Genomic DNA, 24,627 nt, shown 5'->3' on the forward strand with positions numbered 1-24,627 from the left:
TGAATAGATTAGGTCAAAAGTAAAGGGAGAAAATATGACTTTAATAGAACAATACAATATGTGCCTTATAATGGTAAAAGAGCAATAATAGATTATTCTTGTTTTGGACCAATTGAAGTAATTATATATGGTGTAACATCAATGAATGAGTATTATTTTGACCATACTTATCCAGAACTTTGGGGTGATGCTGAATTGGAACATGAATACAATATAATCACTAAGGAAGAAATGCTAAATGCTATTGATAGTGAAATAGGACTATGTGAGCGTAATGGAGCTACTAATATTGCTAAAGCATTGAGAAGTGAGAAGAAATTGATTAATGAATCTTAAATAATGAAGCAAATTATAAAAATTCCAATTTAAAGTTAAGAATTATAAATAGTAAATTTGGAAGGATGAATAAAGTTATGGCAGTTTTTGATAGGTATGATAATTATTATGATAGAGCAATGGAGGCTTATTGTTCCAATAAGAAAATAGATCCTAAAGATATTAATGATGAGCAGAACAAGATAATTGCTGAAAGAGCCTGTGTTCATATTGTTTTTTATCTTACATGGATTATCAATAATAATTTAGAAGGAGACATTCATAAGGAATATAATGAAGAAAATCTTGATATTTTGATCTAGATGAGGAAGAAACAATGAAAGCTTCTCTCAAAACTGCATATGAACTTTTTAAAAATCAAAAGCACTGGAGTGATAAAATTAGAAAATATGCTGCAAGTGAACTTTGGATTCAGCAGAAATTGCGGGATAAAATGATGATAATAGATTGATATGAAATAATGGACAGTTTAGATTATATTGGTTTCAAGAAAATATAATCTAAATAAAAGATATTATAGGATAAATTGAGATGAGGAGTAAAATGTGCAATTTAAGTACTAGGGCAATTGATATGCTTAATAAAGCAAAAAAACAAAAAGTACCTAAAGATGATGAAATTATATTTAAAGTACTAAAGGATATGAAATATCCAGTATATGATGCTATTTTAAGGTTTCAAAAGCTTTATGCAGGTATATCATATAAATTAGGAAAATCCACTGAAGGTTTTTTTTAGAAATGATAAGTGCTCAGTTTAATCCACGTACAATGGATTATGACTATTATGTAGATGCAGAAGAAATAGACGGGGAATATTATTTTACTTGTGCAATGTTCCATTATAATGAATCGATATATATGGTAATGGATTCAAAGGGAAGAATTTATGGTAAAGAGTATAATGATAACAAACCATATCTATTGGCAGATTCAATTGAAAAATTTATTGAGAAAGATGCAGCTAAAAATTATTTTTTAGAAAAGCAGTCACAATGGGTTAGAACAAGCTTTGAGGAAAGTAATTTAAATGAATGGAAAGCTAACAAAGAATATTCTTTGATACAGATAGATGAGGCTTGTGATAGCTGCAGTACCTATTTAAAGGATAAAAATGAGGAGTTTTTCTTAACTGTACAAAGATATGAGGATGGAACAGAAAATAAAATTGTATATGCAGTGGAGCATTTAAAAAAATGGCAGAAGAGGAGGGATAACCTATGAAGGAAAGTTTAGTCAGCTTAAATAGATGGAGATTGATACTTGGAAAATATGCAGATGGTGAAATTCCATTTGAAGATAGCAATTCAGGTATCAACTACATGGAAATGGATGACTTACTGGATTTTTTATATTCAAGAGAATACAGCGAAAAAGATGGAGTTAAGAGAGGTAAAAGCAGCGGGAGCACGTCACCATCAAATTTGACTGTACCTAAATGGATAACTAAAATAAGAGAACTTTTTCCAAAGGAGACTGTTGAAGTACTTGAAAAGCATGCAATTGAAAAGTACAATCTTACAGAACTTTTAACGGATAAAGAAGTTTTGGAAAAATTAGAACCTAATAAAGAACTTTTAAAAAATATACTACAGATGAAACACCTTATGAAAGGTGATGTACTTGATACTGCCAAGTCCATTGTAAAAAAGATAGCAGAGGATATAACAAAGAAACTTGAAAATGATGTTAAAAAATCAATTACAGGTAGAATAAATAAGAATAAATCCACAACTTTAAAGTCTTCTAAAAATATAGATTTTAAAAGAACTATAAAGAAAAATTTGAAAAACTATGATTGTGATAAAAAAAGACTTGTAGTGGACAAGATATATTTTAATGAGAATGTTAGAAAATTCAACCCATGGAATATAATAATTGCAGTAGATGAGAGTGGTTCTATGCTGGATTCCGTAATCCATAGTGCAATTATGGCTGGTATATTTTCAAAACTTCCTATGCTTAAAACAAATCTCATTATATTTGATACGGAAGTAGTTGATTTAAGTGGATATATTGATGATCCTGTTACAACACTTATGAGTGTACAGCTTGGTGGTGGAACTAATATAACTAAAGCTATGACTTATTGTGAAAAGTTAATTGAAAATCCTCATAGGACAATGGTTGTTCTAGTTACGGATTTATATGAGGGATATGGTTATGGAAATATGTATGCAAAGGCAAAGTCCATTGTTGAAAGTGGAGCAAAGCTTATTATTTTAACAGCTCTTGATGTAGATGCATCGCCTTCATATGATAAAAATGCTGCTTTAAAAATGGCTTCACTTGGAGCAGAAGTTGCAGCTATGACACCGGGGGGGTTATCAGATTGGATAGCAAAGATAATTTCTTAAAAGAACTTGGAGAATTTATTTACAGTATAGATGCAGAATATCTTGTTGGAATCAGCAATAAAGGTATTACAAAGAGAGCAGACAAGGACTTGTCCAAAGTTTCAAATATAAAATATGAAGTAAAGAATAATAGCATTGAATTTAAATTTGATGATATAACCTGCAGTATAAATGAAAATATAAAAGGTTATAAATGCAGTTGCCCATCAAGGAGCATATGCAAGCATGTTATAATGTGCTATTTGTATTTGATGAAAAATAAGGAAGAGTTATTTGATATACAGGGTACGGAAAGTAAATCTGAAGAAGAGGAAAAGTTTTTAGAACTAAAAGAAATTTCGATAGATACAATAAAGAAAAAAACAGGAGATAAAAATCTGAATGACATAATTAAAAGAATAGAATTTGGAGTGAAGTTTGAAATAAAAGAAGGTTCTATTATAGAAGTGAATTTTACAGACGAAAATACTTTTGTGAAGTTTTTGGGTAACATTGAAAATTCAACATGTAGTTGCAAATCCAAGGAATTATGTGTACATAAAGCCGAAGCGTTAATTTTATACAAATTGAAAAAGGGCTATTTGAATTTAAGAGAACTTAAAGTTTTTGCAAAAGCATCAGAAGGTTTTGATGAACAAAAATTAAAAGAGGCTTCATCTAAGATAAAATTTGCAGTTGAAGATATGCTTATAGCTGGTCTTTCTAGAATGCCAGTTACTATCATGGATAGTTTGAATAATTTAGCTGTTATATGTCACAATTATGAACTCCCTAATTTTGAAAAAAGTGTAAGAGATATTAGAGAGGAATTTTCTCTCTATTTTAATAAAAATGCCTCCTTTGTCAAAGAAAATCTAGTAAATAAAATAACATCTCTTTATACAAGGGCAATTTCACTTGAAAATATAAAAGACTTAGATAAATTGAGTTTGCTTGTTGGTGAATTTAAAAGTTCCTATTACGAGATTCCACCTGTAGAATTTCATGGTTTTGCAGCTGAAAAGTGGAAAAGCAATTCTGGTTATGAAGGAATTACATATTATTTTTTAGAAAGTAAAAATGGACAAATTTATACATATACAAATGCATTACCTACATATTATGATGATGTTAATTATAGGAAATCTTTTAATGAACCTGCTCCATGGAACTTAAATTGTAGTATCTCTGAATTAAGTAATATAAGCTTGAAACTAATTCACGGCAAAATTAATTCACAAAATAGGATATCTTCAAGCAGTGAATCAAATGGGACAATAATAGGTAAAAGTAATATTTTTAAATTAAATACTGAAAAGTATGATTATGATAACTGGAATGAAATTTTAGACAGGATATTTTTAGACAAGAGTGAAAAAGATCAAAAGTATAATTTAATGTTTTTACGGGTAGATAAATTTGGAGAAGTGGATTTTAATGATGTAACTCAAGAATTTTCTGTACCAATTTATGATAAGTTTAATAACTGCAGTAAAATTATTATTAAATTCTCCTCAGATACAAAATACATGATAAGAAGAATTGAAAGAGTTATAAAATATAACAGATCACATTATATTTTTGGAAGAACTTATATAGATGGTGAGGAGCTCGTATTTTATCCTATAACTTATTATGATGATACTGGAGAAGTAGAAAATTTAACACTATAAATGGTAAATTGGTGGTGAGTATATGAATGAATGTAAACAGATACTTAATGTAATAGATGAAGTTCAAAAAAATATTCAAGAATTATTTTTTAGTGGATTTAATACACCTAGTGATTTTGTAATAGATGAATTTTTGAGGCTTGGACTTGTTTTAGAAAGCTGTGGAATGAGTTATGGTTCTCAAAAATTAAATAGGATACATGATAAGTTGAAATCAAAAAGACATTCATTTGATTTCAACTATAGTGAATGCATTAAAGAATATTGTGAACTAAATGAGTACTGTATAATTTGCAAAAAGAGATTAAATATATTAAATCTGAAGACAAAAATAAGCAGCTAGGAGTGGATAGTGTGAATATAAAGGAACATTTACTTAATAAAATTGAGGATGTACTTGAGGAACTAAATGTATCACAGGATGTCTTGGGGTCTCTAGAAGATTATTTAGAAGATGAAGTTCAAGAAGATGAATTTTTAAATATGCTTCCTGAGGTTGACTTTAACTCGATTTCAAAGGATATATTGAGTAAGGCCGCAAAAGCATATACCTCTATAAGAAGATACAAGTCAAATGAATATATAAGAAAATACATAAATATCTTGTTTAAAATGGGAAAAGCAAGCGTGACCTATGTAATACTTAAATCTAGTTACTGGATTTCTGAATACACTGTTAATGAACTTATAAAAGCTGGAGTTGAAAAATATATAGTTCTTATAGTTTATGTAAACCGTTTGGCATATGACTATAGCAGATTAGATAATAAAAATTTTAAAACAATATATGATATATGCAGGGAAAGTCCGGAGGATGTAATAAAGGCTTGTGAGTACCTGGATGTAAATCAAAAAATGGTAGTCTGTTCAATATATTGCAAATATAAAGGTATAGAAAAAAATGATAAGTATTATGAATTTTTAAAGGACATAGAAGATGATTTTACAGATTCTATAGACAACCTTTATGATAATAAAATGCCTGATGATTTGGTAAAAAAAATTCAAAAGTTCATTGAAAAGAATGACTATGCACTTCTTGAAAATATTATTGATGAAGTTAAAGGATATAAATATAGTGATTACCTATTTAAATTTTTAGTTGGATTTTCAGCATTAAATGCAGATAAATCTGCAACTTTAAAGCAGATGTTCCAGTTTTTTGTAAGAGTAAATTTTAGAGATGCTTTAAACTCAGCATATAGTATTTTACCTGTTACAAGTTGTTATTCTGATACTGTAAATAATATGGATATGTTATTTGAAATACCTTCAAAATACCATGTTGCTTGGTATGCAGAAAAGTTTGCAGGTAATGAAACGGCATCAGAAATACTCAAGAAAAAATTAAAAGAGGACAAGAAGTTCTTTGAAGAAGCCATAAGCTTATCAGAAGGTGCCAGTAAAAATTATTTAATGTCATTTATGCTTGATGGTGATGAAAAATCAAATTATATAAAAACTCTTGAGGAAAATTGCATAAATGTGTTTTCAAAAGTTCTTAGGGAAGATAAAGTAAATGAAGGGGATATAAGTGTAGTAGAATCATTTTTGCGAGATGATGTTTCCTTTAAAGATGTGAAAAATACATTACATTCAATAGAACCTCAAAATACAAGCTATTGGAGAATGAATAATGAATTAATAGAAGTACTGAATATTTTATGCAAAAATTTAGGCGGAGGTATTAATTTATACGAAAGAGTAGTTTCAGTAATGGCATCAGTTGGTTATAAGAATTATATCGTAAAACTTTCATCAGACTATAAGAGAAACACTGGAACAGAGTACAGTAGTGAAAAGTTTCATAAAATATTTGATATACTTAGAAAATACAGTGTATCTGTCATGGCAAAGATGAAACTTATAGATAATATTATAAATGATTATGATTATATGGGAAGGAAAGCAGCATCACTTCATACTGTTTTAAAAGATATTGTGGTAAAAGATAAGGAGGAAGTTGTTAAAAATATAGATAATATTTCAGCGGATGGAAGATGTGTATTCTTAGAGTATATATTTAAAGTGAAAAGGGAAGAAAATATAAAAGTAGTTTTAGATAAATTTGGAGATGGCTCAAAAAAGGTTAAGGAAAAGATAGTAGAGGTGTTTACAAATAGTTCAAGCAATCTTAAATATATGGAAGGTGTGCTTGATAGGCTTAAGGCCAAGAAACAGGGAGAAAGAGAAGTTGCTATAAGAATTTTATCAAAATGGTTAAATGAGGAAGGTATTGAAGAGGAAAGAAGTAAGCTCATTAAAGAATGTTTAAATTATACTCTGGAGGCTGAAAAGAGTCAGAAAATAAGAGCCTTACTTATGGAAGTTTTGGGAATTGAACAAGAAGGCACGGACAAAGAAAAATTAAAAGGTGAGGAATTTATAAAAGATTTACTTAAAGGCAATAAAAAGAAGTCACTTTCATGGCTTGAGTTTGATTCATTACCTAAGGTTAGATTAGAAGAGAGTAATAATTACTGTGAAGAGGATTATTTAAAGGCTGTCTTACTTTGTTATTCAGCATCAAATACTATAGGTAAAAGTGTTGATGGAGACAGGCTTGTTCAAAAGTTAAATAGAGATGGATTGAAGTTATTTGCAAATAAAGTTTTTGATAGGTGGCTTGAAAAAGGTGCCGAAGCTAAAAAGAGATGGGTGCTTGGATTTTCGTCAATTTATGGTGGAGAGGAAATTGTAATGAAGCTGCAAAAGTGTATCAATGATTGGGCAAAGAATTCAAGAGGTGCCATAGCAAGTCAGGCAGTTAAGGCTCTAGCTTTAAATGGGAGTCCTTCTGCACTCTTAATAGTTGATGGCATTTCAAGAAAATTCAAGTTCAAGCAGGTTAAAAAAGCAGCGGCAGAAGCTCTTGATTTTGCTGCAGAGCAAATGGGAGTGGATAGAGAAGAACTTTCTGATAAAGTTGTTCCGAACTTAGGATTTAATGTAAGTGGGGAGAGAATATTTGACTATGGAAGTAGAAAGTTTACTGTAAGACTTGCTGCAGACTTAAGTGTAGAAGTATATGATCAAAATGAAAAGAAACTTAAAAACTTGCCTTCACCAGGGAAAAAAGATGATGAATTAAAAACAAAGGAAGCACGTAGTGAATTTAGAGCGTTTAAGAAAAAATTGAAAAATACGATTTCAGTTCAAACTACTAGGATGGATTTGGCACTCTCAAATGAAAGAAAGTGGACAAAAGAAGCATGGATAAAACTATTTGTTGAAAATCCTATTATGCATAAATTTTCAATAGGACTTATATGGGGAATCTATGAAAATTCAAAATTAGTAGATACATTTAGATATATGGAAGATGGAACTTTTAATACTAAAGATGAAGATGAATTTGAAGTACCTGAAAAATCAAGCATAGGACTTGTTCATCCTCTTGAACTTTCTAAAGAAGATTTAAATATTTGGAAGGAACAGCTTGAAGACTATGAAATTGTGCAGCCAATTAAACAGCTGGATAGAGAAGTATTTACTATGACTGAAGAAGAAAAGAAAATGAAGTATGTAGATAGATTTGGAGGAAAAATTGTCAATGGTCTATCACTTGTAGGTAAGATAATGAATTATGGTTGGTATAGAGGTTCTATTCAGGATGCAGGTGGATACTATGAATTTTACAAGGAAGATAACAACTTGGGCATAGGAGTTGAATTGAAGTTTGAAGGATTGTCTGTTGGCTATGAAAATGAAGATACGACAATTTATATATTGAGATTTTATAATGCAGGTACAGTGAAAAGAGGAAGTTATATATATGATGAGGTAAAGGAACAGCATTTACTTTCCTTAAGTCAAGTTCCAGAAAAGTATTTTAGCGAAATACTATATCAAGTTAGCAGTGCACTATCATCAAGCAATACAGTAAATGAAAATTGGAGAAATGGTTCTGGAATTAAGCTTTAAAAATATTGTTAAATAGTGGGCATAAAAAAGAAATGTGTATAGATTTGTGTAAAAACCAAATCTATACACATTCTCTTAAAATTTTAGAGAGTGTTAGATTTTTTCTGTAAATTAGCTTTCTATGATATTTTAGAAAGACAGCTATGTAAAAAATTATTTCTGTCTTAATTTCAAATATATAATTTAAAAATGAGTATGTCAATAACGCCTAAGAAAAAAGGCGTTATTTTTATAAAAATTTTATTCGGGAAGTCTGCCATCATACATTATGGATAGTTCACCATAAACCTTACCCCAGTTTCTGAGGACTGACGTCCATTTCTTAGTTGCCTCAAATGTTGCAAGATAAAGTGCCTTTAGAAGTGCAGTATCACTTGGAAATACGCTTCTTTGACTGTTTAATCTGCGGTATGTGCTATTAAGGCTTTCTATGGCATTCGTTGTATATATTACTTTTCTGACTTCTGGTGAAAATTTGAATATAGGGGTTATAGCATCCCAATTTTTCAACCAGCTTCGCATAGATCCTGGATATTTATCATTCCACTTCTTAGTTACAATTTCCAGATTTTTATGAGCAGTTTCCTCAGATGGAGCCTGATATATACTCTTAAGATCCTTTGCAAAATCTTTCTTGTGTTTATAAGATACATATTTAAGTGTATTTCTTATCTGATGTACGATGCATCTTTGGTATTCTGTGTCCGGAAAGGACGCATTTATAGATTCTTTTATGCCAGAAAGACCATCTGCACAAAGTATGAGGATATCTTTAACTCCTCTGTTTTTAAGCTCATTTAAAACACCAAGCCAGTATTTGCTGCTCTCGTTCTCACCTATATTTATGGAAAGCACATCTTTTATTCCGGCATCATTTATTCCCATGATTATATAGGCCGCAAGTTTTTTTACTATACCATTATCTCTAACAGAAAAATGTACTGCATCTATGAAAACAATTGGATAAACTGTAGACAATGGACGCTGCTGCCACTGTTCAATCTCTGGTAATATGCGGTCTGTTATGTTAGATATCATACTTTCACTTGCTTCAAAACCATATATGTCTTCAATAATTTCAGATATTTGTCTTGTAGTCATACCTTTTGCATACATCGATATTATTTTGTCTTCTATGCTTGATATGTCCTTCTGGCGCTTTGCTACAGCCTGCGGCTGAAATGTACTGTTCCTATCTTGAGGTACATCAATCTCTACTTCACCATATTTACTTCGTACTTTCTTGCTTTTCTTACCATTCCTGTAGTTAGCTTCATCTGAGCGTCCATACTTTTCATAGCCAAGATGGTTGTCCATCTCACCTTCCAGCATCTCCTGAAGAGTTCCTCCCAGTAGATCTTTCAGTGCATCTTGAATGTCCTCTGCAGATTTGATATCATACTCACTTATAAGAGAAGTTATAATATTTCTCTTACCATCTGTCATTGGTTTTACCTTATAAACATCTTTTTTCCTTGCCATAAAAAAAGCCTCCTATAATTTTTATTTTATCATAGAAAGCTTTATGTTTTTATTTGATTTACAGACTTTTTATCACAGGCTCAAATTTTAAAATGTAATTCAAAACAGGATCTTTTTTATTAATGTAATCTTCTATAGACAATTTAATTATTTTATCAGGAGTAAAAGTGCTGCTGTTGTCATCAGAACTTTTATTAAATTGTGTGGAATAACTTATTTCCATTTTTGAATTTGGAAGTTCAAATTCCTTTACAGCACCATAGTGATTTGGTTTACCACTAGTAGTTTCCCCTACAAAAGTTGCATTAGTATACTTTTTTAATAGGTTAGTATCAACTATTGCGGATGAAAAGGTGTTCCGTCCAACTATTACAAAAAGGTGATTTTTATTATTTAACTTTTTATTTTTAAGCCAGTCTATAATTGGCTTTATATATTTATCACTTCCACCGGAATTATCTCTCATATCAATTACGAATTTATTAGTATTATTAGTATTCATGAAATTTAACATTTGAGCTATAAAATCTTCTATGGATTTACCTGAGTCCTCATCACTTTGGCACTTATTGTATTTAAAATATACTGTTTTTTCATCATTCAAATATTTATACCAGTAATTCAGGTTACCCTTTTGCATATAAAGAGGATATGAACTATTATACTTTTCATTTACAATAAATTTTTCACCAATTTTGTGTTTATCCATAGGCTTTATATTTAAATTAAAAGTTTTTCCATTACTGCCTTCAAAAGTAAAGACTGCTTTATTTGTATCAGATACAACTTTTATGCCATGGAGAATTTCAGGATTTGACAAATACTTGGGCACACTCTTTTTAACCATTCCTTCGTTGTCATTTACTATTAGTGGTAAAATGGCTTCTTGGATATTTTTTATGTCTTTACCATTTACTTTTGTGAGTTTTGCATAAAGAGCTTTTTTATACTCACTTGTGGTATTTACAACATATATACCTTCTTTAAAATAGTAAAATTCCATTGGATATGCATTTAAAGTTTTCCTGTATGCAGATGTATGCGAATCTCCTATGGATGCAGCTATTTTATAGATACCAGCGGCTATTTCATCGTCATTTAAATTATCTACTGAATTTTTTAGTGTATTTATCTCATCATTAAACTTTTCCTCACTTGCTTTAAAAAATAGGTTTACATGTTTTCTAGGAAGAGCCTTTTGCATATAACTTAAATCCTTTTTCCACTTTGTATTTCTATCTCCGCCTAAATACTGAGATTCACATCCTACTGTAACCATAGAAAGAAAAAGTAATACAAAGCAAAAGCCTAATTTTATAAATTTATTCATAATTAACTCCTTTTAGTTTATATCTTTTTTGTTAAATTCATATATAGAAATACTTATAAAAAATATAAAACACAAAACACTTGAAATTGTAATATAATTCAAATCAACATACGCATTTGAATAAAAATAATCTACTGAAAGCCATGGTGACAGTAGTGGAATATATTTTGCACAATATGAAAAAGACTGAGTTCTAAGTAGACATGACAAAATAAAACCTAATATACAATAAGTCATTGGCATTATAATATTCCTGCTCAAGTTTGCAATTAATACAGGAATTGGAACTAATAAAAATTGAAATAACATAGATAATATATTTGCTTTTAAATCCTTTGTTATAACATTTATTTCGGGTAAATTTCCATTTAAAAAGTAATAGCTTAATGGTATTGATATGATTTCGATAACATATGTTAAAAAAATCAATATATATATTACAACTAATTTTGACATGAAAATTTTTAATTTGCTTGCCGGATAAGCGTATAATACATTAGCTGTCTTATCTGTAAATTCTCTTGAAAATACATATGCCGATATTATTGAAAATAATACTATAAACAGCATTATAAAATTTGTCTGTTCTATATTGTAAGCATATTTTTCAAAAGACATGTTAACTTCAGTTATATGTCTTGCAGCAAACATGAGTATTGTCATAATTGTTCCGCCAATCAAAATAAGAGGTGCAATGCAAGTCTTTTTCAATTTAAAAAATTCTGAGTATATCATATTTAACATTTTAGAATTCCTCCATTAAAATTAGTTTATATCTCCATTAATATAGTGATATAAACATAGAAACATAGATACGCCAAGAGTTAAAACTGCACTTGAAATGACAAGTACATAATCAATTGGATCACCTTTATAAAAATAATATATAGGTAATGCAGGAAGCATGAGCGGATCCATTTGCATATATATGCCCATAAGCATCATAAATGCAGAAGATATAGCTCCAAGTATGCCATATATTACAGGAAAGATAATGTTCTTCGTTAAGTTTCCAATTAATATTGGAATCGGCATTAGCAAAAACTGAAATAGCATGGAATATAAGTTGACTTCTATATCTTTAACAATAAGATAAGATGGAAGTAAATTTCCCCATGATATATAAAGTGTCAAATATGTGGATATAAATTGAATGAAATATGCAAATGCAATTATTACATACACTGTAATTAATTTTCCAATGAAAATTTTTATTCTAGAAGATGGATAAACAAATAAAGTATTTGCAGTTTTATCTGAAAATTCTCTTGAGAAAACATAACTTGTTATTAATGAGAAAAAAACTATATATAAAAACTGAAAACAAATCAATTCTATGTTTATCCTATAATTCATAAATAAAGTATTTCTTAGTGTTTCTGAACTACCACTATAGTTGTTTGAAAGTGACTGAATACATTCAAGTATTGGAACAAAAATAGCAGCAATTAAAGTTATAATTACCAGATATGACTTTTTAAGCTTTAAAAATTCAGAGTATACTATATTAAACATTTAATTGCCTCCTGTAAGCTTTATAAAATAATCTTCCAGGCTGTCCACTTTTAAACATACTTCATCTACAAGTAAATCATTTGAAACTAAAGCTTTATTTATATTTGAAATTTCCTGAAGCTTTTCATAAACCCTAAAATTATTTTTTCCCCATATAACATAATCTTTTATTCCAAGTTTTTCTTCAAGCACGAAAGAAGCTTTTTTATCATTATCAACCTTGATATTTATATAATGTCTGTTTCTTCTTTGGAGTTCGTCATAGGATATTTCTTCTAGGAGATCTCCCTTATGAATTATGCCTATCTTATTTGCCATCTGTTGAACTTCGCTTAATATGTGACTGGATATTAAAAATGTAATACCTTGTTTTTTACATAAATCTATAATTAGTTCTCTTATTTCTTTAATTCCTATAGGATCAAGCCCATTAGTTGGTTCATCCAATATTAAAAATTCAGGATGGTGTAAAAGTGCTCTTGCAATCCCAAGCCTTTGCTTCATACCAAGTGAAAACTCTTTTACTTTCTTATCTTTAACGTTATTTATTCCTACTACTTTTAAAGATTCATCTATGCAATTCTTGCCCTGTACTCCCATCATCCGCCTATGTATTTCTAAATTTTCGCCTGCTGTGAGATTTGGATAAAATCCTGGATATTCTATCATTGAACCTATCCTCTCAAGAACTTTTCTATTTCTATTTGAAGTTTTTTCTGAAAAGAGTTCAATTTCTCCAGAGGTTGGTTTTATAAGTCCCATAATCATTCTTATGGTTGTAGTTTTTCCTGCACCATTTTGTCCAAGAAAGCCATATATATCACCTTTTTTTATGTGTATATTCAAATTTTTAACTGCACAAAAGTGTTTAAATTCTTTTGTTAAATTGTAAGTTTTAAGAATGTCGTCCATCACGATACCTCCATTAACATTTAATAAAAAAATTGACAAAGTCAATTTCGCTAGGGAACCCTAGGTTCCTTTCGACGACGCTATGCGTCTGAGCACCCTCCTTAAACCAGCGGGAAGTACCTTCCCTGCACCCATCTTTTCTATAGAATAAAAAAGGACTATGTCTATAATATACAACATAATCCTTACATGCTATTTAATAAGTCCTTACAATTTTCTTAAATTCTGCTTCAGCATAAATTTAAATTCTGTTCTTTCAAAAGGAGTGCTGGATACAAAAATGTCTCCACCTAATGATTCAACCAACTTTTTTACTATTGTAAGTCCCAATCCGCTGCTTTTTAAATTTAACTTCCTAGATTTTTCTACGGTATACAATCTATCAAATACATACGGTAAATCTTCTTTAGGTATTCCAGGTCCATTGTCCCATACAGAAATAAAAACATTATCATTATCACAGCTTAAATCAATACCTATTTTAGTGGAATGTGAGCCGTACTTTAATGCATTATTTATGAGATTTGCTAAAATTCTGTTTAGGGACTTTTCATCTGCCACAGCATAAACATCATCTTTTTCAAGATTTAATTCAGGCTCAATATTTATCTTTTTAAATTCACTAAAGAAAAGTAATACGTTTTGTCTTACAATTTCACATATATTTATTTCTTTTACATCAAGCTTAAAGTCATTTGAGTCTATCTTTGAAATTTGAAAAAATTCTTCCATCAAATTATAGAGATAATTTCCCTTACTGTAAGCTATTTTTATATAACCCTCCTTTTCATTTTGAGTCAAATTACTATCATTTAATACTAGTTCTATATACCCAAGTATAGATGTAAGTGGTGTTCTTAAATCATGTGATATATTTGATATCATCCTTTTACGGGATTCTTCACTTGTATTACTTTTTTCCTGTACTTTTTGAAGTTCGTCTATCAATCTATTTATATTTATAATCAGTTTACTTAAAGCTTTTACATGGGTTTGTATTCGTATCCTTTGATTTAAATTTCCATTTAATATTTGACCAATGACTGTTGAAATATAATTTGCTTTTTTATAAAAGCTCATTAGTATAAGTATTAGAAAAATTATTATGAATATCAAAATGCAATTTAATATACTCATATTATTCACCAAGTTTATATCCTATTCCCCATACAGTAACTATGTATTTAGGGTTGTTTGGATTATCTTCAATTTTGTTCCTAAGTCTCTTTATATGTACCATTACAGTATTATCATCATGTAAATAGTCATTTTCCCAAACTCCATTAAATATTTGTGCTTTTGTAAAAACTCTATCAGGATTTTTAAGAAAAAACTTTAGGAGTTCAAATTCCTTTGGAGTCAAGTTTAGTTCTTTGTCTTCTTTAAAGAACTTATGATTTGAAGTATCCAATTTTAAAGATTTATATGTTAAAGTTGGGTTTTTATCATGAACGTTATTGTAATATATGTATCTTCTGAGCTGAGCTTTGACTCTAGCTGCAAGTTCTCTTGTGGAAAATGGTTTTATCATATAATCATCAGCACCCATGCTGAGCCCTATAACTCTATCGGTTTCTTCATTTTTAGCGGAAAGAATAATAACGGGTACAGTACTATTTTCTCGTATTTTTCTCAAAACTTCTATACCATCTATGTAAGGAAGCATTAAATCTAGAATAATCAATTGAAAAGTATTGTCGTATTTTTCAAGGGCATATTTTCCGTCAAAAGCTTGTACTATATTATAATTTTCATTTTTTAAAGTATTATAGATTAGGTTGTTTATTTCTTCATCGTCCTCTATAATAAGTATTTTACATATATTTATTTTAAAAGCCTCCTTCATTAATTTTGTATGATGGCTAGTTACTTTAACAATCCCACGCACTCTGTGAAAGCGACTATCACTAAATCAAAGATTTGAGATATCTGTTTTTCCTACTAAGTAAGATTCATTGATAATCCTATAATTATTATATAAAAAGAGGAGTATGTTTTTCAATGATTTAGTGCTTCAAAACAAAAAATCAGTATAATCTCTACCTGGTGTATCTATGTGCGAAATATTAAGTATAAAAGAGAAATAGTTACTATTTACAATATAATTTGTAGTATTTGAGTATATAATATCAGTAGTGTTATAAGAAATATGATAAGATTACATACGTTGCTTGAGCAGTTGATAAATATTGCTTGAGAGCCGCGTAAATTTGTATTTTGTTAGTAGAAAAAAGATGTTGACAAAATAAGAAAGACGTGATAAACTATAAAAGCTGTCGAAGTGAGACAGCAAAATGATCCTTGAAAATTAAACAGAGGAAGATATAAGTACAACTTATTTAGAATAAACCAGCAATTCTTTTGAGCTGCGAGAGCAGCTAAAGAAGTAATTTCGTAATTTGGTGTATTACATTTAGTAATATACTAAAATCAATAATAACGAGTAGTTCAAGGAAAGCCTTGAGCGAGGAGCGGAGTTTACTTAAGTAAATGAGCACCACAGCGAAAGGTTTGACGCAGAAATGCGAAGTTAGTGTTGATTTTCTATAGAGCCATATAAACTTTTAAATTAAGAGTTTGATCCTGGCTCAGGACGAACGCTGGCGGCGTGCTTAACACATGCAAGTCGAGCGATGAAGCTCCTTCGGGAGTGGATTAGCGGCGGACGGGTGAGTAACACGTGGGTAACCTACCTCAAAGAGGGGGATAGCCTCCCGAAAGGGAGATTAATACCGCATAATAATCAATTTTCACATGGAAACTGATTTAAAGGAGTAATCCGCTTTGAGATGGACCCGCGGCGCATTAGCTAGTTGGTAGGATAACGGCCTACCAAGGCGACGATGCGTAGCCGACCTGAGAGGGTGATCGGCCACATTGGAACTGAGAGACGGTCCAGACTCCTACGGGAGGCAGCAGTGGGGAATATTGCACAATGGGCGAAAGCCTGATGCAGCAACGCCGCGTGAGTGAAGAAGGTTTTCGGATTGTAAAGCTCTGTCTTTGGGGACGATAATGACGGTACCCAAGGAGGAAGCCACGGCTAACTACGTGCCAGCAGCCGCGGTAATACGTAGGTGGCGAGCGTTGTCCGGAATTACTGGGCGTAAAGAGTGCGTAGGCGGATATTTAAGTGAGATGTGAAATACCCGGGCTTAACCCGGGCACTGCATTTCAAACTGGGTATCTGGAGTGCGGGAGAGGAGAATGGAATTCCTAGTGTAGCGGTGAAATGCGTAGAGATTAGGAAGAACACCAGTGGCGAAGGCGATTCTCTGGACCGTAACTGACGCTGAGGCACGAAAGCGTGGGTAGCAAACAGGATTAGATACCCTGGTAGTCCACGCCGTAAACGATGAGTACTAGGTGTAGGAGGTATCGACCCCTTCTGTGCCGCAGTAAACACAATAAGTACTCCGCCTGGGAAGTACGATCGCAAGATTAAAACTCAAAGGAATTGACGGGGGCCCGCACAAGCAGCGGAGCATGTGGTTTAATTCGAAGCAACGCGAAGAACCTTACCTGGACTTGACATACCCTGAATATCTTAGAGATAAGAGAAGCCCTTCGGGGCAGGGATACAGGTGGTGCATGGTTGTCGTCAGCTCGTGTCGTGAGATGTTAGGTTAAGTCCTGCAACGAGCGCAACCCCTGTTGTTAGTTGCTAACATTTAGTTGAGCACTCTAGCAAGACTGCCGCGGTTAACGCGGAGGAAGGTGGGGATGACGTCAAATCATCATGCCCCTTATGTCCAGGGCAACACACGTGCTACAATGGGCAGTACAGAGAGAAGCAAGACCGCAAGGTGGAGCAAACCTCAAAAACTGCCCCCAGTTCGGATTGCAGGCTGAAACTCGCCTGCATGAAGTTGGAGTTGCTAGTAATCGCGAATCAGAATGTCGCGGTGAATACGTTCCCGGGCCTTGTACACACCGCCCGTCACACCATGAGAGCTGGCAACACCCGAAGTCCGTAGTCTAACTTAGGAGGACGCGGCCGAAGGTGGGGTTAGTAATTGGGGTGAAGTCGTAACAAGGTAGCCGTAGGAGAACCTGCGGCTGGATCACCTCCTTTCTAGGGAGTCGAAAGATAGAGTATAATCTATCTTATAAATTGATGGTTTAAGTAAGTTGAAACTTAAAAATTGATAGTAACGAGTATATCAAGGAAAAACATGAGCGAGGAACAGAGTTTACTTATGTAAATGAGTACCGCAGTGAATGATTTTGAGGTCGATATGCGAAGTTAATAGCAATTTTTCACTCTGTTTAATTTTGAAGGATCATAGATTCTTCACAGTATCACTTTTGAATTTAAGTGGTATGATGATGATAAAAAATTGATAGTAACGAGCAAGACAAGGAAAAGCTTGAATGAGAAGCGGAGTTTACTTATGTAAATGAGCACTGGAATGAAAGCTTTGACGAAGTGTTGTGCAGTTAATAGCAATTTTTTAAAAATAGAATAAAAATATTTTGGGGGTATAGCTCAGCTGGGAGAGCATCTGCCTTGCACGCAGAGGGTCAAGAGTTCGAATCTCTTTATCTCCACCATTTAGGGCTTATAGCTCAGCTGGTTAGAGCGCACGCCTGATAAGCGTGAGGTCGATGGTTCGAGTCCATTTAAGCCCACCAAAGGTTTTCATTAGAAAACCATTTTCAGTTTACGATGTAAATTGAAAAATTGTCCTTTGAAAATTGCACAGTAAATAAGAAATAAAGTAAAGCTAAGGTTATAATATAACCTTTGTAGAATAACTTTAGTATCATTCTAAACATTTAAGATGATACAGAGAAAATTGCAAATAGCAATTTTCGATAATGAAAGGTCAAGCTACAAAGGGCGCATGGAGGATGCCTTGGCACCAGGAGCCTAAGAAGGACGTGATAAGCTGCGAAAAGCTCTGGGTAGGCGCAAATAGCCAGAGAACCAGAGATATCCGAATGGGGAAACCCACCTAGACAACACTAGGTACTGCAGACTGAATACATAGGTTTGTAGAGGCAAACCCGGGGAACTGAAACATCTAAGTACCCGGAGGAAGAGAAAGAAACATCGATTTCCTAAGTAGCGGCGAGCGAAAGGGAAAGAGCCCAAACCAGGAACTTGTTCCTGGGGTTGCGGATAGATTATAAATACTGTGAAGTGCTAATTGAAGAGAGCTGGAAGGCTCTGCCGGAGAAGGTAAAAGCCCTGTAAATGAAAGCAAAGAACAGTCAGATCTAATCCAGAGTACCACGAGACACGAGAAACCTTGTGGGAAACAGGGAGGACCACCTCCCAAGGCTAAATACTACCTGGTGACCGATAGAGAAGGAGTACCGTGAGGGAAAGGTGAAAAGAACCCCGGGAGGGGAGTGAAATAGAACTTGAAACCGTGTGTCCACAAACAGTCGAAGTACGTAAAGTACGACGGCGTGCTTTTTGTAGAACGAGCCAGCGAGTTACGATGTGCAGCAAGGTTAAGTACTTAAGGTACGGAGCCGGAGGGAAACCGAGTCTGAAAAGGGCGCGAAGTTGTATGTTGTAGACCCGAAACCGAGTGACCTATCCATGGCCAGGTTGAAGCGGAAGTAAAATTCCGTGGAGGACCGAACCACGTTGGTGTTGAAAAACCATGGGATGAGCTGTGGATAGCGGAGAAATTCCAATCGAACTCGGAGATAGCTGGTTCTCCTCGAAATAGCTTTAGGGCTAGCGTCGGAAATGAGTAATGGAGGTAGAGCACTGAATGGGGTAGGGGCTGACAACAGTTACTGAACCTTATCAAACTCCGAATGCCATATACTTGAATTCCGGCAGTCAGACTGCGAATGATAAGATCCGTGGTCAAAAGGGAAACAGCCCAGACCACCAGCTAAGGTCCCAAAGTGTAAGTTAAGTGGGAAAGGATGTGTGATTTCTAAGACAACTAGGATGTTGGCTCAGAAGCAGCCACTCATTTAAAGAGTGCGTAATAGCTCACTAGTCAAGAGATCATGCGCCGAAAATGTCCGGGGCTAAAACTTACCACCGAAGCTGTGGACTCGAAAGAGTGGTAGAGGAGCATCCTGTATGAGTAGAAGTCGTACCGGAAGGAACGGTGGATTGTACAGGAGAGAGAATGCTGGCATAAGTAGCGAGAAATAAGTGAGAATCTTATTGGTCGAAAACCTAAGGTTTCCTGGGGAAGGTTCGTCCGCCCAGGGTAAGTCGGGACCTAAGCCGAGGCCGAAAGGCGTAGGTGATGGACAATCGGTTGAAATTCCGATACCGCATAAAAGCGTTTGACAAAAGGGATGACGCAGGAGGATAAGGTGTGCATACAATTGGATGTATGTCTAAGCACCGAGTCAGGTATACCAGGAAAATCCGGTATATCAATGATGAGGTGTTATGGGGAACCCGTAAGGGGAAGTACCTGATTTCACGCTGCCAAGAAAAGTCTCTATGGAGTTTTTATGTGCCCGTACCGCAAACCGACACAGGTAGGTGAGGAGAGAATCCTAAGACCATCGGAAGAATTGTTGTTAAGGAACTAGGCAAATTAACCCCGTAACTTAGGGAGAAGGGGAGCCACGCAAGTGGCCGCAGAGAAAAGGCTCAAGCAACTGTTTATCAAAAACACAGGTTTCTGCTAAAGCGAAAGCTGAAGTATAGGAGCTGACGCCTGCCCGGTGCTGGAAGGTTAAGGGGAAGACTAAGCGTAAGCGAAGGTCAGAACTTAAGCCCCAGTAAACGGCGGCCGTAACTATAACGGTCCTAAGGTAGCGAAATTCCTTGTCGGGTAAGTTCCGACCCGCACGAATGGCGTAATGATTTGAGCACTGTCTCGACAACAAATCCGGCGAAATTGAAGTGCAAGTGAAGATGCTTGCTACCCGCGATTGGACGGAAAGACCCCGTAGAGCTTTACTGCAGTTTAGCACTGAATTTCGGTATTGTCTGTACAGGATAGGTGGGAGACTAGGAAGTAGTGGCGCCAGCCATTACAGAGTCGATGTTGGGATACCACCCTGACAGTACTGGGATTCTAACCGGGCTCCATGAAACTGGAGACGGGACAATGTTAGGCGGGCAGTTTGACTGGGGCGGTCGCCTCCTAAAAAGTAACGGAGGCGTACAAAGGTTCCCTCAGAAGGGTTAGAAATTCTTCGAAGAGTGCAAAGGCAGAAGGGAGCTTGACTGCGACACAAACAAGTGGAGCAGGGACGAAAGTCGGGCTTAGTGATCCGGTGGTACCTCGTGGGAGGGCCATCGCTCAACGGATAAAAGCTACCTCGGGGATAACAGGCTGATCTCCCCCAAGAGTTCACATCGACGGGGAGGTTTGGCACCTCGATGTCGGCTCGTCGCATCCTGGGGCTGAAGTAGGTCCCAAGGGTTGGGCTGTTCGCCCATTAAAGCGGCACGCGAGCTGGGTTCAGAACGTCGTGAGACAGTTCGGTCCCTATCCGTCGCGGGCGCAGGAAATTTGAGAGGAGCTGTCCTTAGTACGAGAGGACCGGGATGGACCGACCGCTGGTGAACCAGTTGTTCCGCCAGGAGCATAGCTGGGTAGCCAAGTTGGGAAGGGATAAACGCTGAAAGCATCTAAGTGTGAAGCCCACCTCAAGATAAGATTTCCCATAGCGTAAGCTAGTAAGACCCCTCGAAGAACACGAGGAGATAGGTCAGAGGTGTAAGCAGGGCAACCTGTTAAGCTGACTGATACTAATAGGTCGAGGGCTTGACCAAATAAAAGCGAAAGAAGAAAAGTTTACTGTGCAATTTTGAGAGGACAGAGCAATTTGAACTCTTAAAAGATAATATATAAGAAAATTGGTAGCAATTTTCGATAATTTAATGAGACTCAATCAGCTAAAGCTGATGAGTACCGATTTATACCAAAATCAAAGATTTTGACAAATCGGTATCTGGTGGTAATGACGTGAAGGTAACACCCCTTTCCATACCGAACAGGAAGGTTAAGCTTCAGAGTGCCAATGGTACTGCAGGGGGGGCCCTGTGGGAGAGCAGGTCGCTGCCAGATGAAAAATTATTGTTCCGTGGTAGCTCAATGGTTGAGCATTCGGCTGTTAACCGAAGGGTTGGAGGTTCGAGCCCTCTCCACGGAGCCATTTTTTATTTTATAAATTATGAAATAATAAATTTGAATATATATAAGCAGATTAGTTTAGCTAATCTGCTTTATTTTAGTGTGTTCTATTATTAAGACTTTTTGTTGTAGGATAAAATTAGAACTGTACTTACAATAAGTATACTTCCTATAATATCAAATATACCAAAAGAAATGTGAAGCCATAGTATTGATACTATAGTTGCAGACATAGGTTCTATACAGGAAAGTAAACTTGTTTCTGAAGCTTTAATGTACTTTGTACTATCTAAATACCAATAGAAGGAGATAAGGGTTCCAAAAACAACTACAAAAGTAATTCCTAAAATTGAATTAATAGAATATTTTCCTTGTATTCTCCAAAAAGGATGAACAAAGCTAAAGAATATTCCACCTAAAAGCATTCCCCAGCCCACTACAATATCACACCCCCATCTTTTAATAATATATGCAGGTTGAACTACATAAAATGAAGCAGCAAATGCTGATAAAACCCCCCAGAATAAGGCTAAGTTGGAGATGGCTAGGCTATGTATATTACCTCTAGTAATGAGAAAGAACGTTCCTAATAAAGCTAGCAGGATTGATAATGTTTCCCTTAAGGTAGGAAGTTCTTTAGATTTGAGGGACACATAACATACAATTATTACTGGACTCAGATATTGAAGTATTGTAGCTGTGGCAGCATTTCCGTATTTAATCGATGCAAAATAACCATATTGTACGCCTATTAATCCTATAATACTAAAGAGAATGATGTTTCTCCTACCATATTTAGATTTCCATATATTAAAGATTTTTTTATCATTCTTTAAGTATAGAAATATAAGTAGGAATCCTCCTGATAGTAAAAGACGAATATCTACAAGCCATTCTGGACTAATATCTTTTTTTTGAAAAAGATATTGAGCTACAGGTCCTGAAACACCCCAAAGCATAGAAGCGGATACTACTAATAGTATCCCTTTTATCCTTGAATTGTTTTTTAATGTAATTTGAGTATTCATTGCAATTCCTTTCTGTGATTGTTAGTCTTCTTTACTTATCTTAGTGCCATTACTAATGAGTATGATTGTTCCACTTACATCAGTTCTATATATTTGTATATTTTTCTTTTTAAGTTTATTTATTGTTTTTTTATGTGGATGTCCATATTTATTATTTTTTCCGCAGCTTACTACTGCTATTTTAGGATTAACTTTATCCAGAAATTGTTGTGAAGTGGAGCTTGAACTACCATGATGGCCGACTTTTAATACATCAGCTGATAGGTCATAATTTTTATCTATCATTTCCATTTCACTTGTTTTTTCTGCATCTCCTGTAAAAAGAAATTTTGTATTTCCATAAGTTAATTTTAGTACTACTGAATAATTATTTGTATCTGGATAACTCTTACTGTTAGGTGCAAGTATTTCTGCAGTTGCATTTTTACCTAAGTCTAACTGTACTCCAGGAGTTGGAGTATCTATCTTCATATTTTTATTTCTTAATTGTTGAATCATATACTCAAAAGTTTTTGTATTAACTATTTTTTTAGGAGTATAAAATTTATCAACACTGTATTTTTTTATTACATTTCCCATGCCACCTATATGATCTTCATCAGGGTGGGTTGCAATTACATAGTCAAGTTTTTTAATATTTTGCTTATTTAAGTAGGACATCAATTTGTCTCTACTTTCATTTGGACCAGCATCTATTAAAAGGTTTTTCCCATTTACTTGTATTAATTCACTATCTCCTTGACCTACATCTATATAATGAATTTTAAGTCCGCTGTAGTTGGAAGTACTATTTGAATTTGTATTACTTGTACACCCAGACATTAGAAATATGAAAATAAATACAATTGATAGTATATTAAAGTATTTTTTTATAAATTTCATTCAGTGTCCTCCTTTATGAATTCTATATTAATTTTCCAAATAAATATGTTTACTTATTTCTGATTTTATGTTATCTGATAGAGATTCTCTTTCTTCTCTCGAAAGAGAATCTGTATAAATGGGCTTACATATAGTTACATTTACATTTGCAGATTTTATCATAGAATGTACATTTCCCTCTCTTAGCTTATAACTCCCATCTATAGCAATTGGAACTATAGGTACTTTAGATTTTAAAGCCAGTTTCAAACTTCCCTTTTTAAATTCCCCTATTCTAGGGCCTTTACTTCTGGTGCCTTCAGGAAATATTACCATACTATGTCCATTAGTTAATAGTTCACTGCCTTTATTTATAGACTTTATGGATTCTCTTATATCCTTCCTATTTATAAAAATACAATTAATTTGCTTCATCCAGTAAGAAACTAATTTGAACTTTGTTAGTTCTTTTTTAGCTATAAATCCTACAGTCCTATCTAAAGAATATAGTATTATAGGTATATCTAAAAAACCCTGATGGTTTGAAACAAAAAGGCAGGGAACCTGTGGAATGTTTTCTGTACCGCTTACTTTTACAGATGCATTTATAAGCTTTAATATAAAATCAGACCATTTTTTCACAGATATATATATATAATTTTCAGCTTCCTTTTCAGAACCACTTTTTCTAATTCTGTCTAATTTCAATTTTTTAACTAATGAATAGACCATGTACAGGAAAAAAACCACGTAAAATAAAAAAGTTTTTAGCATAAAATTATTCCTCCTTGAAAAATTCTAATTATGAGTTCATGATAATACAACATTTATTATATCATATACAATACTTTAAATTAGTAAGGAGCCAATATTTGATTCAAAAATCCTATTGTGTATTATAAAAGGCCTATAATGAATATGATACATAAAATAGCGTCAAAAATAACAAATAAATATTTGATTATCAATAATAAAAGTGATACAATATAAGCATATTTATTATAGAAATAGTCCTTATAAGCTATAAATATGCTTATAAATATTCAAAAACAGTACATAAATATAAATTACAAAAAATAGACGCAAAATTCATATATGAAATATTATGTATAAAATAATTCAAAAAGCCATTTTAAAAGATAGGTCCAATACT

Annotated in this window: 19 protein-coding genes, 3 tRNA genes and 3 rRNA genes; 15 read left to right on the forward strand and 10 right to left on the reverse strand. The window is 33.5% G+C overall.

Going from position 1 to position 24,627, the window contains the following annotated elements:
- Positions 1-60: 60 nt before the first annotated feature.
- From DMR38_RS03025 to DMR38_RS03065, 9 genes are all read left to right on the forward strand, one after another.
- Positions 61-336 (forward strand): hypothetical protein, encoded by a 276-nt coding sequence (locus DMR38_RS03025; protein ID WP_243124421.1) that lies wholly within the window; start codon positions 61-63, stop codon positions 334-336.
- A gap of 77 nt (positions 337-413) precedes the next feature.
- Positions 414-638, forward strand: coding sequence for a hypothetical protein (locus DMR38_RS03030; protein WP_127719935.1), 225 nt, complete (start codon positions 414-416; stop codon positions 636-638).
- Positions 639-652: 14 nt separating this feature from the next.
- Positions 653-787: a DUF2262 domain-containing protein gene (locus DMR38_RS03035; protein WP_243124422.1), complete on the forward strand. Its 135-nt coding sequence runs from the start codon at positions 653-655 to the stop codon at positions 785-787.
- A 92-nt stretch (positions 788-879) separates the two neighbouring features.
- The gene (locus DMR38_RS03040) at positions 880-1,074 is read left to right on the forward strand and encodes a hypothetical protein (RefSeq protein ID WP_127719936.1); all 195 of its coding nucleotides are present in this window, start codon (positions 880-882) and stop codon (positions 1,072-1,074) included.
- Between the two features lie 32 nt (positions 1,075-1,106).
- Positions 1,107-1,559: a hypothetical protein gene (locus DMR38_RS03045; protein ID WP_207670773.1), complete on the forward strand. Its 453-nt coding sequence runs from the start codon at positions 1,107-1,109 to the stop codon at positions 1,557-1,559.
- Positions 1,556-2,692 carry a VWA domain-containing protein gene (locus DMR38_RS03050; protein WP_127719938.1) on the forward strand — a complete coding sequence of 379 codons (1,137 nt, stop codon included), beginning with the start codon at positions 1,556-1,558 and terminating at the stop codon, positions 2,690-2,692. The genes DMR38_RS03045 and DMR38_RS03050 overlap by 4 nt, the downstream gene beginning before the upstream one ends.
- The gene (locus DMR38_RS03055) at positions 2,668-4,344 is read left to right on the forward strand and encodes an SWIM zinc finger family protein (protein WP_127719939.1); all 1,677 of its coding nucleotides are present in this window, start codon (positions 2,668-2,670) and stop codon (positions 4,342-4,344) included. The genes DMR38_RS03050 and DMR38_RS03055 overlap by 25 nt, the downstream gene beginning before the upstream one ends.
- Positions 4,345-4,366: 22 nt before the next feature.
- Complete coding sequence (locus DMR38_RS03060; protein WP_127719940.1) at positions 4,367-4,687, forward strand: hypothetical protein; 321 nt, start codon at positions 4,367-4,369, stop codon at positions 4,685-4,687.
- Between the two features lie 11 nt (positions 4,688-4,698).
- Entirely contained in the window at positions 4,699-8,268 is a 3,570-nt protein-coding gene (locus tag DMR38_RS03065; protein ID WP_127719941.1) for a DUF4132 domain-containing protein, read from the forward strand.
- A gap of 240 nt (positions 8,269-8,508) precedes the next feature.
- Here the strand turns inward: DMR38_RS03065 and DMR38_RS03070 are convergent, their stop codons facing one another.
- From DMR38_RS03070 to DMR38_RS03100, 7 genes are all read right to left on the reverse strand, one after another.
- Positions 8,509-9,714 carry an IS256 family transposase gene (locus DMR38_RS03070; RefSeq protein ID WP_175413103.1) on the reverse strand — a complete coding sequence of 402 codons (1,206 nt, stop codon included), beginning with the start codon at positions 9,712-9,714 and terminating at the stop codon, positions 8,509-8,511.
- Between the two features lie 94 nt (positions 9,715-9,808).
- The gene (locus DMR38_RS03075; RefSeq protein WP_127719943.1) at positions 9,809-11,080 is read right to left on the reverse strand and encodes a S41 family peptidase; all 1,272 of its coding nucleotides are present in this window, start codon (positions 11,078-11,080) and stop codon (positions 9,809-9,811) included.
- Positions 11,081-11,092: 12 nt separating this feature from the next.
- Positions 11,093-11,824 (reverse strand): ABC transporter permease, encoded by a 732-nt coding sequence (locus tag DMR38_RS03080; RefSeq protein ID WP_127719944.1) that lies wholly within the window; start codon positions 11,822-11,824, stop codon positions 11,093-11,095.
- Between the two features lie 21 nt (positions 11,825-11,845).
- Entirely contained in the window at positions 11,846-12,595 is a 750-nt protein-coding gene (locus DMR38_RS03085; RefSeq protein WP_127719945.1) for an ABC transporter permease, read from the reverse strand.
- On the reverse strand, positions 12,596-13,507 hold the full coding sequence (locus DMR38_RS03090; protein WP_127719946.1) for an ABC transporter ATP-binding protein: 912 nt from the start codon (positions 13,505-13,507) through the stop codon (positions 12,596-12,598).
- Positions 13,508-13,714: 207 nt separating this feature from the next.
- Positions 13,715-14,587: a HAMP domain-containing sensor histidine kinase gene (locus DMR38_RS03095; protein ID WP_243124424.1), complete on the reverse strand. Its 873-nt coding sequence runs from the start codon at positions 14,585-14,587 to the stop codon at positions 13,715-13,717.
- Positions 14,588-14,645: 58 nt separating this feature from the next.
- A complete protein-coding gene (locus tag DMR38_RS03100) occupies positions 14,646-15,335 on the reverse strand; it encodes a response regulator transcription factor (RefSeq protein ID WP_127723883.1) in 690 nt (229 codons plus the stop codon).
- A gap of 737 nt (positions 15,336-16,072) precedes the next feature.
- On the opposite strand from DMR38_RS03100, the gene DMR38_RS03105 reads away from it, so the two are divergent.
- The 6 genes from DMR38_RS03105 to DMR38_RS03130 all read left to right on the forward strand — a co-directional run bounded on the left by DMR38_RS03105 (position 16,073) and on the right by DMR38_RS03130 (position 21,607).
- Positions 16,073-17,582, forward strand: a 16S ribosomal RNA gene (locus DMR38_RS03105).
- A 403-nt stretch (positions 17,583-17,985) separates the two neighbouring features.
- Positions 17,986-18,061, forward strand: a tRNA-Ala gene (locus DMR38_RS03110).
- 4 nt (positions 18,062-18,065) lie between these two features.
- Positions 18,066-18,142 (forward strand) — tRNA-Ile (locus tag DMR38_RS03115).
- A 192-nt stretch (positions 18,143-18,334) separates the two neighbouring features.
- A 23S ribosomal RNA gene (locus DMR38_RS03120) occupies positions 18,335-21,224 on the forward strand.
- Between the two features lie 178 nt (positions 21,225-21,402).
- Positions 21,403-21,519: ribosomal RNA gene (gene rrf / locus DMR38_RS03125) — 5S ribosomal RNA — on the forward strand.
- The 16S, 23S and 5S rRNA genes sit together here with 3 tRNA genes alongside, the layout of an rRNA operon.
- 13 nt (positions 21,520-21,532) lie before the next feature.
- Positions 21,533-21,607, forward strand: a tRNA-Asn gene (locus DMR38_RS03130).
- A gap of 91 nt (positions 21,608-21,698) precedes the next feature.
- Here the strand turns inward: DMR38_RS03130 and DMR38_RS03135 are convergent.
- From DMR38_RS03135 to DMR38_RS03145, 3 genes are read right to left on the reverse strand one after another with little or no spacing between them, the layout of a single operon-like run.
- The gene (locus DMR38_RS03135) at positions 21,699-22,613 is read right to left on the reverse strand and encodes a DMT family transporter (protein ID WP_127719948.1); all 915 of its coding nucleotides are present in this window, start codon (positions 22,611-22,613) and stop codon (positions 21,699-21,701) included.
- 21 nt (positions 22,614-22,634) lie between these two features.
- Positions 22,635-23,495, reverse strand: a complete 861-nt coding sequence (locus tag DMR38_RS03140; protein WP_127719949.1) for an MBL fold metallo-hydrolase — start codon at positions 23,493-23,495, stop codon at positions 22,635-22,637.
- A 27-nt stretch (positions 23,496-23,522) separates the two neighbouring features.
- Entirely contained in the window at positions 23,523-24,248 is a 726-nt protein-coding gene (locus tag DMR38_RS03145; RefSeq protein WP_127719950.1) for a lysophospholipid acyltransferase family protein, read from the reverse strand.
- Positions 24,249-24,627: the final 379 nt, after the last annotated feature.

It is taken from the genome of Clostridium sp. AWRP, from assembly GCF_004006395.2.
Taxonomy (GTDB): Bacteria; Bacillota; Clostridia; order Clostridiales; family Clostridiaceae; genus Clostridium_B.

Excerpts from the sequence above, each read along its gene's own strand:
- DMR38_RS03040 (WP_127719936.1), top strand. The coding sequence starts at position 880 with ATGTGCAATTTAAGTACTAGGGCAATTGATATGCTTAATAAAGCAAAA.
- DMR38_RS03050 (WP_127719938.1), top strand. The coding sequence starts at position 1,556 with ATGAAGGAAAGTTTAGTCAGCTTAAATAGATGGAGATTGATACTTGGA.
- DMR38_RS03095 (WP_243124424.1), bottom strand. The coding sequence starts at position 14,587 with ATGAGCTTTTATAAAAAAGCAAATTATATTTCAACAGTCATTGGTCAA.
- DMR38_RS03030 (WP_127719935.1), top strand. The coding sequence starts at position 414 with ATGGCAGTTTTTGATAGGTATGATAATTATTATGATAGAGCAATGGAG.
- DMR38_RS03135 (WP_127719948.1), bottom strand. The coding sequence starts at position 22,613 with ATGAATACTCAAATTACATTAAAAAACAATTCAAGGATAAAAGGGATA.
- DMR38_RS03060 (WP_127719940.1), top strand. The coding sequence starts at position 4,367 with ATGAATGAATGTAAACAGATACTTAATGTAATAGATGAAGTTCAAAAA.
- DMR38_RS03075 (WP_127719943.1), bottom strand. The coding sequence starts at position 11,080 with ATGAATAAATTTATAAAATTAGGCTTTTGCTTTGTATTACTTTTTCTT.
- DMR38_RS03045 (WP_207670773.1), top strand. The coding sequence starts at position 1,107 with ATGGATTATGACTATTATGTAGATGCAGAAGAAATAGACGGGGAATAT.
- DMR38_RS03145 (WP_127719950.1), bottom strand. The coding sequence starts at position 24,248 with ATGCTAAAAACTTTTTTATTTTACGTGGTTTTTTTCCTGTACATGGTC.
- DMR38_RS03070 (WP_175413103.1), bottom strand. The coding sequence starts at position 9,714 with ATGACAGATGGTAAGAGAAATATTATAACTTCTCTTATAAGTGAGTAT.
- DMR38_RS03035 (WP_243124422.1), top strand. The coding sequence starts at position 653 with ATGAAAGCTTCTCTCAAAACTGCATATGAACTTTTTAAAAATCAAAAG.
- DMR38_RS03085 (WP_127719945.1), bottom strand. The coding sequence starts at position 12,595 with ATGTTTAATATAGTATACTCTGAATTTTTAAAGCTTAAAAAGTCATAT.
- DMR38_RS03090 (WP_127719946.1), bottom strand. The coding sequence starts at position 13,507 with ATGGACGACATTCTTAAAACTTACAATTTAACAAAAGAATTTAAACAC.
- DMR38_RS03080 (WP_127719944.1), bottom strand. The coding sequence starts at position 11,824 with ATGTTAAATATGATATACTCAGAATTTTTTAAATTGAAAAAGACTTGC.
- DMR38_RS03140 (WP_127719949.1), bottom strand. The coding sequence starts at position 23,495 with ATGAAATTTATAAAAAAATACTTTAATATACTATCAATTGTATTTATT.